General features: G+C 46.3%; 11 protein-coding genes and 1 pseudogene. 3 read left to right on the forward strand and 9 right to left on the reverse strand.

Going from position 1 to position 13,270, the window contains the following annotated elements; translation table 11 throughout:
- Nucleotides 1-118: 118 nt before the first annotated feature.
- The 8 genes from ACFPVS_RS12895 to pilM all read right to left on the reverse strand — a co-directional run bounded on the left by ACFPVS_RS12895 (nt 119) and on the right by pilM (nt 8,379).
- The gene (locus tag ACFPVS_RS12895) at nt 119-961 is read right to left on the reverse strand and encodes a class II glutamine amidotransferase (protein ID WP_096295866.1); all 843 of its coding nucleotides are present in this window, start codon (nt 959-961) and stop codon (nt 119-121) included.
- A gap of 334 nt (nt 962-1,295) precedes the next feature.
- Complete coding sequence (aroB, locus tag ACFPVS_RS12900) at nt 1,296-2,375, reverse strand: 3-dehydroquinate synthase (protein WP_123804622.1); 1,080 nt, start codon at nt 2,373-2,375, stop codon at nt 1,296-1,298.
- 202 nt (nt 2,376-2,577) lie between these two features.
- Nucleotides 2,578-3,093, reverse strand: coding sequence for a shikimate kinase (locus tag ACFPVS_RS12905; RefSeq protein WP_096295865.1), 516 nt, complete (start codon nt 3,091-3,093; stop codon nt 2,578-2,580).
- Nucleotides 3,094-3,214: 121 nt separating this feature from the next.
- On the reverse strand, nt 3,215-5,347 hold the full coding sequence (gene pilQ, locus ACFPVS_RS12910) for a type IV pilus secretin PilQ (protein ID WP_378595834.1): 2,133 nt from the start codon (nt 5,345-5,347) through the stop codon (nt 3,215-3,217).
- A 19-nt stretch (nt 5,348-5,366) separates the two neighbouring features.
- On the reverse strand, nt 5,367-5,960 hold the full coding sequence (locus tag ACFPVS_RS12915) for a pilus assembly protein PilP (protein WP_096295864.1): 594 nt from the start codon (nt 5,958-5,960) through the stop codon (nt 5,367-5,369).
- A 21-nt stretch (nt 5,961-5,981) separates the two neighbouring features.
- Nucleotides 5,982-6,659: a type IV pilus inner membrane component PilO gene (locus tag ACFPVS_RS12920; RefSeq protein WP_096295863.1), complete on the reverse strand. Its 678-nt coding sequence runs from the start codon at nt 6,657-6,659 to the stop codon at nt 5,982-5,984.
- Complete coding sequence (locus ACFPVS_RS12925; RefSeq protein WP_096295862.1) at nt 6,660-7,271, reverse strand: PilN domain-containing protein; 612 nt, start codon at nt 7,269-7,271, stop codon at nt 6,660-6,662.
- Between the two features lies 1 nt (nt 7,272).
- Nucleotides 7,273-8,379 carry a type IV pilus assembly protein PilM gene (pilM, locus tag ACFPVS_RS12930; RefSeq protein WP_198345285.1) on the reverse strand — a complete coding sequence of 369 codons (1,107 nt, stop codon included), beginning with the start codon at nt 8,377-8,379 and terminating at the stop codon, nt 7,273-7,275.
- Nucleotides 8,380-8,529: 150 nt separating this feature from the next.
- On the opposite strand from pilM, the gene ACFPVS_RS12935 reads away from it, so the two are divergent.
- On the forward strand, nt 8,530-10,941 hold the full coding sequence (locus ACFPVS_RS12935; protein ID WP_378595835.1) for a penicillin-binding protein 1A: 2,412 nt from the start codon (nt 8,530-8,532) through the stop codon (nt 10,939-10,941).
- A gap of 68 nt (nt 10,942-11,009) precedes the next feature.
- Here ACFPVS_RS12935 and ACFPVS_RS12940 read toward each other — a convergent pair.
- A pseudogene (locus tag ACFPVS_RS12940) lies at nt 11,010-11,241 on the reverse strand (IS3 family transposase); the annotation flags it as partial.
- A gap of 179 nt (nt 11,242-11,420) precedes the next feature.
- On the opposite strand from ACFPVS_RS12940, the gene ACFPVS_RS12945 reads away from it, so the two are divergent.
- Nucleotides 11,421-12,212 carry an acyl-CoA thioesterase gene (locus ACFPVS_RS12945; RefSeq protein WP_096295859.1) on the forward strand — a complete coding sequence of 264 codons (792 nt, stop codon included), beginning with the start codon at nt 11,421-11,423 and terminating at the stop codon, nt 12,210-12,212.
- Between the two features lie 503 nt (nt 12,213-12,715).
- Nucleotides 12,716-13,180 carry a p-hydroxycinnamoyl CoA hydratase/lyase gene (locus ACFPVS_RS12950; RefSeq protein WP_232507443.1) on the forward strand — a complete coding sequence of 155 codons (465 nt, stop codon included), beginning with the start codon at nt 12,716-12,718 and terminating at the stop codon, nt 13,178-13,180.
- The last annotated feature ends 90 nt before the right edge of the window (nt 13,181-13,270 follow it).

Below are 13,270 nucleotides of genomic sequence, written 5' to 3' on the forward strand. Positions count from 1 at the left end.
TGAAGTGTAGGTTATATTTGGACATAAGAAAACTGCACCTTTTAAAGTTGGCGGGGGTGTCCGACTTTTGGGGTGCAGTTCAAAAAGTTTCAGACGGTTTTGTTAGGCAAATCATTGTTTAGCAAGACACGCCGACTGCGCGTGCTAGTGCCAAACCTTCTTCAACGCTCATATAAATGGCGGTATGCGGTTTGTCAGAGCGGACAATATCGCCTTGTCGGAACATGACTAATTCATTCACGGCCAATTGGTGCCAGGTTTCATCGCGTGTTAGCGGCAGGGTGGCGATAACGGCCACTTTATCGTTGGGGGTGGTCACTTCGGCAAAATCAACCATCACATCATTATCTAATAAGCGGGCTTGGCCGAACGGCGCTTTGCGCACGATGTAGTGCAACAAAGTGCTGGCATGCGCAAACAGGCAATCGCCGTTGGACATCATAAAATTAAACAGGCCGTAGGTGCGAATCTCGTGAGTTAATTCGCTGATGGCGGCAAATAAAGTTGCTTCATCGGGCTTTTCGCTAAATTGCTGACGTAAGTGGTTGAGGATATAGCAAAAGGATCGTTCTGAATCAGTGCAGCCGACCGCACGATAAAAATTGCCTTGTTCAGGTGCAAAATCAATCAGGTGGCCGTTGTGCGCAAACAGCCAATATTCGCCCCACATCTCACGCATAAAAGGATGTGTATTGGCAAGAGAGGTTTGGCCTTGGGATGCTTTGCGGATATGCGCGATGACATTTTCCGATTTAATGGGGTAATCGCGCACCAAATCGGCTACAGGAGAATTGGCACTAGGTTTGTCGTCGTGAAACAGGCGGATGCCTTTGCCTTCGAAAAAGCCGATGCCAAAGCCGTCTGCATGGTGGTCGGTGATGCCGCCACGCCGTCTGAAACCTTCAAATGAAAACGTGATGTCGGTAGGGGTGTTGCAGTTCATGCCGAGCAGTTGGCACATGGACATAGCCTTTATGAATATAGAGGGAAGACATGGGATTATGGTATATCAGACCAGGGATTTCAATAGCTTTATAATGCTATGATTAGCGTGAATCGGAATATGGTTTGAAACCTTTGCAAAATCTCCATGTTTGGCACGTCCTTCGTTACGTGCTTTTAAAAGCTCGCCTATCTTCATGATATATTTTAAATTTCTATGTTAGGCTGACTTCGGACTGCAATCAAATTTGGGGATTTCGTGCGGGCCTCGGCTTAAGGCCGTCTGAAAGATTGGCAAAATGAGGTTTGTTTGCATAATCTTTCAGACGGCCTTGTTTATGATTCAATATCTTTTACAAATACGGTTGTAATGTGCGTTCAAGAATAGTCATATCGGTGATTTCGGTAATGTTAGCCTCGCCTAGGCGGTTTAAACCGATGAAACGCATTATGCCGCTGCTGATTTTTTTGTCGTGGCTCATGTGTTCAATCCATTTTTCAAACGCAAACTTCGGGGGGGCAGCAGGCAGTTTGGCGGTTTCCAGCAAAGCGGCTATGCGTTGTGTGTCGGCAGCGGTGGTCTTGCCCAGTTGCTCTGATAAGCGCGCGGCTAAGACCGTGCCGGCGGCGACGGCTTCACCGTGCAGCCAAACGCCGTAACCCATTTCAGCTTCGATGACATGGCCGAAGGTGTGGCCTAGATTTAACCATGCGCGGATGCCTTGCTCGGTTTCGTCTTGTGCCACGATGTCGGCTTTCATTTTGCAGCAATGGTAAACCGCTTGCGCCAGTTTTTCCGGATGTTGCGCCATTAAATCGGGCATATTTTGTTCTAACCAAGTAAAGAAATCGGCATCGCCTAGCGCACCATATTTCACTACTTCGGCCATACCGGCAGACAATTCGCGCTGTGGTAAAGTTTGTAGCGTGCTTAAATCGGCGAGTACGGCTTGTGGCTGGTAGAACGCGCCAATCATGTTTTTACCCAAGGGGTGATTGATGGCTGTTTTGCCGCCGACGGAAGAATCCACTTGGCTTAACAGCGTGGTCGGCACTTGGATAAACGGTGCGCCGCGTTGGTAAGTCGCCGCGGCAAAACCAACCATATCGCCGATTACCCCACCGCCCAATGCGATTAAAGTGGTTTTGCGCTCGGCACGGTTTTGCATCAAACCATCGAAAATCAGGTTTAAGGTTTGCCAGTTTTTATGTTCTTCGCCATCGGGAAGAATAATGCTGAAATGGGCGATGCCAAGTTTGTCTAAGGCCGTCTGAAAGCTTTTCAAATACAGCGGAGCAATGGTTTCATTGGTGATGATGGCGGTTTTTTTGGTCAAATAAGGCTGCAACAATTCATCGGCTTGGGCGAACAGGTTTTGGCCGATGAAAATCGGATATTGATGCGAAGGGGTTTGAACGCTTAGGGTGTGCATGATGATTCCTACGGTGTGTCGGTTGACGGGAAAGGCCGTCTGAAAGCACGAAAGGATTTCTGTTTTCAGACGGCCTTTCCCGTAATAATGTTTAAAATAAAAAATGATACAGCATTGTTAGCACTTATGTATGAGTTGTACACGACGGTCGCTGTTGCTTTGTCTTATTTCTATTTTAAAACGACTAGAATTGCAATCTGTGTTAGCCGGCTTGCAGGGCATTGAGTAGGCGGTTGAGCGTTTTTTGATAATGCTCTGATTCGATCACCAGATGTGCGGTTTCACGATAGATGCTGTCGCGGATGTCGTATAACTCTTGCAGCTTGGCCAGCGGGTCTTCAACTTGCAACAAAGGGCGGTTGGTGTCGTAGCGGGTACGTTCCAACAGAATTTCCGGGCGGGTATGCAGATAAACGACGGTGCCGTGTTCTCTTAAACATTTGCGGTTTTCTTCGCGTAAGGGGGCGCCACCGCCGGTAGATAATACAATATTTTCCAGCGCGCACAATTTTTTAAGCATATTGCTTTCGCGATCACGAAAACCTTGTTCGCCTTCCATTTCAAAAATGGTCGGAATAGATACGCCGGAAGCCACGCAAATTTCATGGTCGCTGTCGTAAAAAGGGCGGTTGAGCATTTGGGCGGTGTGTTTTCCCAAAGTGGTTTTGCCGGCGCCCATCAGCCCGATAAAAATTAAGTTGCCGTTGATTTTTTCCATAATAGCGGCATTCTATACGAAATTGGCAGGAAAATGTTTTATTCTGAATATTTTCCTTTTTTACGCAATAAAATATTAAAACGGGCATACATTTCAGAATATGTATGCCCGTTTGGTAGGATTAGTAGCGCAAGTTGTTTCCTATGCTATCCATAATGCGCGGTGTGATGAATATCAGCAATTCGCGGCGCTTTTCATTGCGTGCGCGCGATTTGAACAAGTTGCCCACTACCGGAATATCGCCAAGCAGAGGTACTTTGTTGACCGTATTGGAATTTTCTTCCTCGTAAATACCACCCACAATCAAGGTGCCGCCATCTTCCACCATAGCTTGGGTGTTCAGGCTCTTGGTGCTGATACACATGGTGCTCAATGAATCTACGGTACAGTTTTGCGGTGTGTCTTTATTGATTTTCACCGTCATGATGATTTGGCCGTCAGGCGTGATATTTGGCGTTACCGTCAAGCCCAACACCGCTTTTTTGAACGATACCGAAGTGGCGCCGCTCGAAGTCGCTTCTTGGTAAGGAATTTCCGTACCCGATTCGATGGCCGCTTCTTTACGGTCTTGTGTCAGCACGCGCGGATTGGAAATGGTTTTGCTCTTGTTTTGGCCTTCCGCTGCGGCCAATTCCAAGCCCAATGCGCCAGAGGCAAACGAGCGAACCAAGGCAATTGACGTGGTTGCCGCATTAGTGGTTGGCAGGCTGATGTTTGGGCTTATTTCTAAAGCATTACCAGTATTATTCACAGCATTTGACCAGCTTGAGCCCCAAGTATTGCCTTTCACGCCGAGATTGCGGCCTTTCACGTCGTTATAGCCGAATTTCACACCCAAATCGCGTGAGAAGCCTTCATCTGCTTCTACGATTCGTGCTTCAACCATGACTTGGCGTGTCGGAACGTCCAGTTCGTTAATCAGTTTGCGGAATTTCTCAATCACACTGTGATTATCTGTAACAATCAAGGTGTTGGTAGCAGGGTCAATCAAGGCGCTGCCGCGGTTGCTCAGCAATGTATTGCGGCTGTTGCTGCCACTGCTGCTGCCGTTCTCGTCAATACGCAAAATCTTGCGGAATTCTTCAACGTTTTTGTATTTCAATTGGAAGGTTTGCGACAACAATGGGCCTAATTCGGCAATCTCTTTTTCTGCTTGTAAGAATGCTTTGTCTTTAGCCAGTAATTCATCACGCGGAGCAATATTGATGATATTGCCTTGGCGGCGCATGTCTAAGTTACGTGCCTGCATCACCAAATCTAATGCCTGATCCCAAGGTACGTCTTTTAACGACAAAGTCATTTTGCCGTTAACCGTATCGCTGGCTACGATGTTTACGCCTGACTCTTTAGACAAAATCTGCAAAATAGTGCGGACTTCTACGTCTTGGAAATCCAAAGAAATTTTACGGCCGTTGAAAGATTTGTTGGCATTGTTGTGTAAGCCACGGCTTTCGGTTGTCGCAGCTTTAGGCACGATTTCAAAGGTATGGCGGCCGGCAGCAGATTGGGTGCTGATGTCCCAATTGCCTTTGGTGCGGATAATCAATTGTGTCGCATTGCCGATGCGTTTTAAAGTCACGTTTTGCACCGGCGTATTGAAGTCGCCTACATCTAAATTGCGCTGCGCTTGAGTTGGCAGGGGGTGATTTTTTAAGGTAATGACTACACGGTCACGTTCTTGTTTCATATCAGGGCTGCCTGAGAAGGTAGGGGCTGATAATTCTACGACACCTGAGTTGCGCGAACCTTTGCGAAAGTCAACATTGGCACTGGTAGCGACTTGGCTGGCTTGAGAGGAACGCGTGGCGGCGGGAGTCGGTGCGGGAGCAGGAGCAGAATGGGTGCTTGCTGGAGTAGCCACATTTTGATCGGAGGCTTCGCTGACATAAACCCATACTTCGTCACCACGGATTTCGGTATTATATTGACCCGTTTTGTTCAACCCCAACAAAATGCGTGCACGGTTATTATTCTGAGCCGCGGTAATTTGGCTCAATAAAGGGTCTGAATATTCCAATACCGGTTGTGACAATTGAATGTTGGTATTGGCAAAATCCAAGGCGATGCGTGCAGGTGTAGAAGTCACAAAACCGGTAGGGCTGGTAATGTCGCGATCAAAACGGATTTTGATGATTTTTTGGTTGTCAGGCAAAGTCGATACGTTGATATCGGTGATATTGCCGGCAAAGGCCGTCTGAACAGCCATTGCCATGCTCAGAGCAGCAAAGAGTTTTGTCATACGATTGATTTTCATAATAGTGAGACCCCTTAATTTAATTTGTAACAAGCGCAGCATTTTCGCCGACAGGTGCAGATTGTTGTGCTGTAGGTGTAACGGTTTGCGGCAGGTTGCTGCTGTCCGGCTGACTGCTTAAAGGCAATTCGGCTGTGCGGTAAATCCAGTTGCCGTAGCTGTCTTCAACCATTTCGGTAATGATGATTTTATCTTCGGTAATCTTTTGGATTTTACCGTAATTTTGCCCAATGTAATTACCCGGTACGACAGTGTAAACATGATTTTCGGCTTGGATGAAGCCGGAAATACGGTTGTCACTACGCAAGCTGCCAACATAACGGAGGTTTTCTAAGCTGAAAGCTTCTAAAGTCTCTTTGGTACGGCGCAGGTTAGGTGCATTACTGCCGGTTCTTGCAGTCAAATTCTGTAGGCGTCGATAATCGAATGCGTTCGGACCAGAATAGCTTGGCGGAATATACGCTTTAGGCGGCGTTACAGTCGGTTCTTCAAAAGGAATAATGTGTTTCTTGGCATCTGCGCGGGTTTGTGTCATCCATTGACTTAAATCATCATAAGTCGGGGTGCATGCCGCAATGCTAAAAACGCCTAGGAGTAAGATAGTATTTTTCATGATTTCCCTATATTACTTTTTCTATTCTTGTGGTTTGCCGGAGTCGCCGTTTTGCTTGGCTTCTTCGGCTGCTTGTTGTTCGGCAGCAACTTCTTCAGCAGGTCGCGCTTTATAAGTAGTGGCCGTTGCACTCAGTGTGAGTACATCACCTTTGCCATCTTTGCTGTTTTTGTCTTCCGTTGATTGTGTGATTTTCAAGGATTCCAAAGTAATAATGCGTGAAAGCTCGCCGACACCACGGGTAAATTGGCTGATTTGGTTGTATTTGCCGGTAATGGCAATTTCATAAGGCAGCTTTTCAATGGGGCCGTCGGGTACCGGTGGTTGCGGCAACACGCTGTCTAAGCGCAAACCGTTGGTCGAACCGGCCTGATGCAATTCTTGAATTAAGGTTGGAATCTCAGCATCGGTCGGTAATTGTTTGAGCAATACATTAAATGCAGAGCGAATTGATGTTAATTCGGCTTGCAGATTGTTCAGACTGGCAGCTTCAATACTTTTCTTGGTGTAAGTTTCTTTGAGCTTAACTTCGGTTTCTTCGTGTTGCGCCAATGTTTCCAATTGACCTTTGAATAAGGCAAAGTAGCCAATGACCAAAATTGCTAAAATCGACAATGCCGCCAAAACCAACTTAGCAGGTGCGCTAAGCAAGTAAAGGCTTTGAACATCAATATCTTTTAATTTCTTTGCAGTAGCCATTTATTTTACCTCCTGTGCAGGTGTCGTCTGAAGCATAGCTTCCGAAGCGGTAAGATTGGCCACAGGAGCAGTGTTTTGAGTCAGTAAGACACGCAGAGTAAATTCTTGATAATTTTCTACTTTTTTGATGCTTAACAATTCAGGTTGAGAAAATACGCCTGTGCTTGGCAATGCACGCATAAATACGGCGATTTTGTTGTCGCTGATGGCACGCCCGGTTACCTTGTATGTAGTCGGATTCTCAGCTTCTAAAGCAGTCAGGTAGGTATTGTCAGGTGTCAAAACATTCAGCGTATCAATAATGTATGCCGCTTGTGAGCGTTTTTCCTGCAATTCTTCAACCTTGATTTTTTTGGCTAAGAAATTTTCTTTTTCTGCCTGCAACTTTTTAATTTCGCCCAAGTCGTCATCCAACTTTTTAATTTCCGACTCAAGGAATGCATTGCGGCCTTGTTGGCTGTCGATGGCACCATTAATGCTCAGATAAGTTAATGCCGATAGGCCTAGACCAATCAGCAAAGCAGTCAGCATTAATATTTTGAACTGTTGCTTTTTACGTTGTTTAATTTCTTCCCGATAAGGAAGAAGGTTAATTTTAATAAGTTCAATCATATTACAATCCCCTTAAAGCTAATCCGAAAGCCATGGTTAACGATGGCGCATCTATTTGTAGTTGTGGTAAATCTATTTTGCTGCTTCGCTCAGTGTAGGTTACTGGATGAACACATTGAGTCGGCGTATTGGTTTGCGAGAAAATGCTTTCGGCCAAGCCGTTTTGCTGAGAGGGCGCACCTGTGAGCAAAATGTGTTTGACATTTGAGAAAGTTTCCGTGTTTTGTGTGGTGTAGTAAAACTGCAAAACTCGTTGTACTTCTTGTGCGACCTGCACGTTAAAGCGATCGGCAATTTGGGTTTGGTAATCTGACGGCCGGGTTGCCGCTACCATCATTTGGCCCGCTTTTTCTTCGGTGACTTGATAAGTACGTTGGATTAATTGGTTTAATTGTTCTGTACTGACCGGCGTTTCTTGCTTGTAGAGAATTTGACCGTTTTGCATAATCAACGCATACATTTGCGTGGCATAGATGCCGAATACAGCGATTTTCTCATTGGTCAATTCAGGTGCATGATGATTGATCCAGTAGGCATAAGCATTGCGCTGGGCCAATAAATCTAAATCCATCGCATACAAATCCATGCCCGCGTTCTCAAACATCTCAATGCGCGGTTCGATGTCGTCTTTGCGAGAAGCCACCATCAGTACATGCTGGCCGGCAGGGGAAACAGAAGTACCGGTCACTTGGTAATCGTAATTCATCTCTTCAACCGGGCCGATTTGAGAAACTTCAGATTCGGCAAAATCTTCCAAATCTAAATCGGTGTGTTTCGGATTGTAGATAACTTGTTCTACGGTTGCGGTGCTTTGCGGAATGGCGGCAACGAAATTTTTGCAAGAGGTACGCAGTTGGGTATAACTATGTTGCAAATAAGTAACAAGTTGTTCGTAGTCTTGAATTTTGTTACCTTTGACAATATTCTTAGGCAGTTTGGTAATAACGTATTTTTCCAACTGAATTTGGTTTAAACTACGTCCTGACAGCTGAACCATCTTAATGGCATGTTGGCTGATGTCGATGCCGATAGCAGTACGGTTGTTTAACCCGCTTGGTGATTTATTAGTTTTTGTAGTTGTATTTTTAGTGCTTTTTGATAAGCGCATAATATGACTTCCCTGTATCATTACGAAGTGAGTAACAGTTTCGATATCCGTGAGGGATTCTTTTCTTTGCACACCGGTAACTGTGTTTTATAGAAACGGTTAGCTATTTTACTTTATTTAATGCCTTTGATGGCAAAATATTAATTGGTCATGATTAAAAAGATTATAACTACTTGTATTGGGTTGCTCCTCGGATTAGTCCTTTTTGGTATTGGGTTGATTGCAATAGCAATTTTGGTCACTTATCCAAAACTCCCTTCGCTGGATACTTTACAACACTACCAACCGAAAATGCCGCTTACTGTTTATTCTTCAGACGGCGAAGTAATTGGTTTATATGGTGAAGAGCGCCGTGAGTTTACAAGAATTGAAAATTTCCCGAAAGTTCTTAAAGATGCCGTAGTGGCGGCAGAAGACAAGCGCTTTTATGAACATTGGGGCGTGGATGTAATCGGTGTTGCCCGTGCTGTTGTGGGTAATGTGGTGGCGGGTGGTGTTCAATCCGGTGCCAGTACCATCACGCAGCAGGTTGCCAAAAATTTCTATTTGAGTAGCGAGCGCACATTTACCCGTAAATTCAATGAGGCATTACTGGCCTATAAAATTGAACAATCCTTGAGTAAAGATCAGATTTTGGAGCTGTATTTCAACCAAATTTACTTAGGCCAACGTTCCTATGGCTTTACTTCGGCAGCACAAATTTATTTCAACAAAAGTGTGAAAGATTTGTCTTTGGCTGAAGCGACTATGTTGGCTGGTTTGCCTAAAGCGCCTTCTGCTTATAATCCGATTGTAAATCCTGAGCGTGCCAAAATCCGTCAGACTTATATTTTGAACAATATGGCCGAAGAGGGCATGATTACCACGCAACAGCGTGATAAAGCATTGAAAGAAGAGCTGCATTATGAGCGGTTTGTGCAAAAAATCGATCAAAATGCGCTGTATGTGGCGGAAATGGTGCGTCAAGAGTTGTACGAAAAATACGGTGAAGATGCTTATACCCAAGGTTTTAAAGTGTACACCACAGTTAGCACCGATCATCAAAAAGCAGCAACCGCTGCGCTGCGTCGTACTTTGCGTAACTTTGATCGCGGTAGCAGCTATCGTGGTGCGGAAAATTTTATCGATTTATCCAAAGTTGATGATGTAGAAGACGCAGTCAGCCAGCATCTTTCAACACTTTATACTGTAGACGGTATGGTGCCGGCGGTCGTGTTGGAAACGGCTAAGAGAAGTATTCAGGTTCAATTGCCGAGCGGTCGTAAAGTGACGCTGAATAGCAATGCATTAGGCTTTGCCGCACGCGCAGTAGAGAATAAAAAAATGGGTGATGACCGCATTCGGCGTGGCTCGATTATCCGCTTGAAGGGTAGTGGCGACAATTGGCGTGTAGTTCAAGAACCATTGCTGCAAGGTGCGCTGGTGTCGTTGGATGCGAAAACCGGTGCGGTACGCGCTTTGGTGGGGGGCTATGACTATCACAGCAAAACATTCAACCGAGCGACCCAAGCCATGCGTCAACCGGGTTCAACGTTTAAACCATTCGTATATTCGGCGGCTTTGGCAAAAGGTATGACTGCTTCGACTCAAATCAACGATGCGCCGATTTCTTTGCCGGGTAAGGGGACTAACGGTACGGTGTGGACGCCTAAAAATTCAGACGGCCGCTACTCGGGTTACATCACGTTGCGTCAAGCGTTGACTGCTTCGAAAAATATGGTGTCTATCCGTATTTTGATGTCGATTGGTGTGAACTATGCCCAACAGTATATTCAGCGTTTTGGCTTTAAGCCGTCTGAAATTCCACCTACGCTGTCGATGGCTTTGGGTACCGGTGAAACCACGCCGCTGCGCATGGCTGAAGGCTATGCTGTATTTGCCAATGGTGGGTACCGCGTATCGGCGCATGTGATTGATAAGATTTACGACAGCCAAGGCCGTTTGCGTGCGCAGATGCAGCCGTTGGTAGCCGGAGAAAATGCGCCGCAGGCAATTGATCCGCGTAATGCATACATCATGTATAAAATCATGCAGGATGTTGTGCGTTCCGGTACGGCGCGCAGTGCAAATACCTTGGGTCGTTCAGATATTGCCGGCAAAACCGGTACCACCAACGACAACAAAGATGCATGGTTTATCGGCTTTAATCCAAGCGTGGTCACCGCAGTGTATATCGGTTTCGATAAACCGAAAAGTATGGGTAAGGCCGGTTATGGTGGTACGATTGCGGTGCCGGTATGGGTTGAATACATGCGCTTTGCTCTGAAAGGCACTAAAATTGTCGGTATGAAAGTGCCGGAAGGTACAGTCACCAAAGACGGTGAGTACTATATGAAAGAGCGTCAGGTGACCAACACTGATTTGTCGTTGGATAACAGCGGCAGCGTGCCACGCAGTAATGCCGCGCCGCGCCGATCTTCTCCTGCGACCACGACCAATCGTGAGGGTACGTCGCGCCTTTCAGGCAATGAAGCGCCGCGTTCGGCTCCGGCAGAAACACCGTTGCCACCAACCAATACCAATAACGGTGATGGCAGTAAACAATTGGATTCATTGTTCTAATGATGTTAACAGGCCGTCTGAAAGCTTATGAACTGTCCCCCAAGTCTTGGACAAATTAAAAATCTTTCTTAAACAGCCTTTTCAAGCTGGGTTCTGTAAGCCGCAGGACTCAGCTTTTTTAAATTCAAACTAATCCGTTCATGATTGTAGTAATGTATGTAATCATCTATAACTCCAGTCAATTCCGCAACCGATAACGCTCCTTCCTGATAGAAGCTCTCTTCTTTTAATGTACCGAAGAAACGCGCCATCGGCGCATTGTCCCAGCGTATCTTTACGCGACATGCTTTGCACCATTCCTTTCTCAGCCGGTTTCGCCCATAAGCCTCGGTGCGGTAAAGCACACCTTAGTCGGGGAATGCAACAGCGGCGTTTGGCCTTTCAGACGGCCTACGACCTTTGTGTATTTTTCGATTGCCAATATATCAACCTGCTTTATATAATCCAAAAAATAATAAATACACAATAGCAGAAGAAATATGGATTTAAATCAAGCATTTGAATTGCTGAAGACGCACGACGGCATCACCGTCGGCGCAGACTGGTTTCAAGGCCGCTCTTTATTCGGCGGCGTAACGGCGGCTTTGATGCTGGCCAAATTGCAGCATATTTTGGATAAACCGCGCCGCTTGCGTTCACTGACGGTCAATTTTATCGGTCCGGTCAATGCCGCCGAAACCGTGCATTTGGATGCGCGCGTGTTGCGGGTGGGCAAATCGGTGGTGCAGGGAGAGGTGCATTTGACACAGGACGGTGAAGTGTTGGCAGTGTTGTTGGCCAGTTTTGGTGAGGCACGCCAATCGAAAGCGGTTCAGACGGCCTCAAAGCCTGCACCGGCATGGCAGCCGCCGCAGAATTTACCGACCCAGACTGATTTGGGTGGTTTGGAATCGGCTTTTCTGTATTATTTGGATTTACGATGGTCAGAAGGGGCGCAGGCGTTTAGCGGGGCGGAACGTGCTTCGTTTGGCGCTTATACGCGTTTTCAAAACCAACAGGGCGATTTTACCTTGGCGCACTTGGTGGCATTGGCCGACGGTTTTCCGCCTACACCTGCCGTTTTGATTGACGGCATCGCACCGATGAGCAGCCTGACTTGGACGCTGGAATTGCTGCATGAACCGCAAAATATTATGATGGATGATTTCTGGCAATACGAAGTGCACACCGATTATGCGGCGGAAGGCTATGGCCACACTGAAGCGCGGATGAGGGACAAAAGCGGTGTGTTGACGCTCATCAGCCGCCAGACGGTGACAGTGTTTGCTTAAAACTGAAACTTTTGCAAAATCTTTATCTTTGGCACATTTCTTCGTTATGCGCTGCCCGAAAGCTTGCCTATCTAGGTATATGTCTGCGCTTTCTATGTTTGCTTACTTCGAACTGTACTCAAATCTGAAGTTTTGCAAAGGTCTCGGGCCATCTGAAGGGCTAAACGACGATAATGTTATGTGTAATGTAATTGAGGAACAGGCCGTCTGAAATGTTTTCAGACGGCCACTTTATATCAATTTACATGATAATAAAATGGTTAAAAATAAAACATTTTTCAACTCATTTTATGAGTTTATAAAAATTAAATTATTTAAAATCATAAGTTTAATATAATTTTTGGGCAGGTTTGTGTAAATTCTGTTTGCGAGGCTTGAAATGTCAATTTAGTTGATATTATACTCAAACCATGTTCAAACAAGCACCCGAATCATATAGAGAAGAGAAACCATGTCATACGAAAACCGCTGGCAGACTGTGAAAGTGGCCGTAGAAAACCAAATTGCGTGGGTATCGTTCTAACCGCCCCGACAAACGCAATGCCATGAGCCCGACGCTCAACCGCGAAATGGGCGATGTATTGGAGGTGTTGGAGCAGGATGCCGATGTCGGCGTGGTGGTGATTACCGGTGATGGCAGTGCGTGGACGGCGGGCATGGATTTGAAAGAGTATTTCCGTGAAACCGACGGCCTGCCTGAAATCGCACAAGAAAAAGCCCGCCGCGAAGCGTGCAAATGGCAATGGCAGATGCTGCGTTTTTACAATAAACCGACCATTGCGATGGTCAACGGTTGGTGTTTCGGCGGCGCATTCTCGCCGTTGGTAGCTTGTGATTTGGCGATTGCTGCCGATGAAGCCGTGTTCGGTTTGTCGGAAATCAACTGGGGCATTCCGCCGGGTAATTTGGTGAGCAAAGCCATGGCGGATACCGTCCGCCACCGTCAATCGCTGTATTATATCAAATAAACTTATTTATCGATACACGCCTGAAACAGCCAATCCACATCCGCCATTCTCAGCCGATTCCCAACACCTTTAATCCAAGCCCGCTTTTTC

Source organism: Neisseria weixii (genome assembly GCF_042658245.1).
GTDB lineage: Bacteria > Pseudomonadota > Gammaproteobacteria > Burkholderiales > Neisseriaceae > Neisseria > Neisseria weixii.

Coding starts and splice junctions, on each gene's coding strand:
- ACFPVS_RS12925 (WP_096295862.1), bottom strand. CDS start 7,271: ATGATTGAACTTATTAAAATTAACCTTCTTCCTTATCGGGAAGAAATT.
- ACFPVS_RS12905 (WP_096295865.1), bottom strand. CDS start 3,093: ATGGAAAAAATCAACGGCAACTTAATTTTTATCGGGCTGATGGGCGCC.
- ACFPVS_RS12895 (WP_096295866.1), bottom strand. CDS start 961: ATGTGCCAACTGCTCGGCATGAACTGCAACACCCCTACCGACATCACG.
- pilM (WP_198345285.1), bottom strand. CDS start 8,379: ATGCGCTTATCAAAAAGCACTAAAAATACAACTACAAAAACTAATAAA.
- ACFPVS_RS12945 (WP_096295859.1), top strand. CDS start 11,421: ATGGATTTAAATCAAGCATTTGAATTGCTGAAGACGCACGACGGCATC.
- aroB (WP_123804622.1), bottom strand. CDS start 2,375: ATGCACACCCTAAGCGTTCAAACCCCTTCGCATCAATATCCGATTTTC.
- ACFPVS_RS12920 (WP_096295863.1), bottom strand. CDS start 6,659: ATGGCTACTGCAAAGAAATTAAAAGATATTGATGTTCAAAGCCTTTAC.
- ACFPVS_RS12935 (WP_378595835.1), top strand. CDS start 8,530: ATGATTAAAAAGATTATAACTACTTGTATTGGGTTGCTCCTCGGATTA.
- ACFPVS_RS12915 (WP_096295864.1), bottom strand. CDS start 5,960: ATGAAAAATACTATCTTACTCCTAGGCGTTTTTAGCATTGCGGCATGC.
- pilQ (WP_378595834.1), bottom strand. CDS start 5,347: ATGAAAATCAATCGTATGACAAAACTCTTTGCTGCTCTGAGCATGGCA.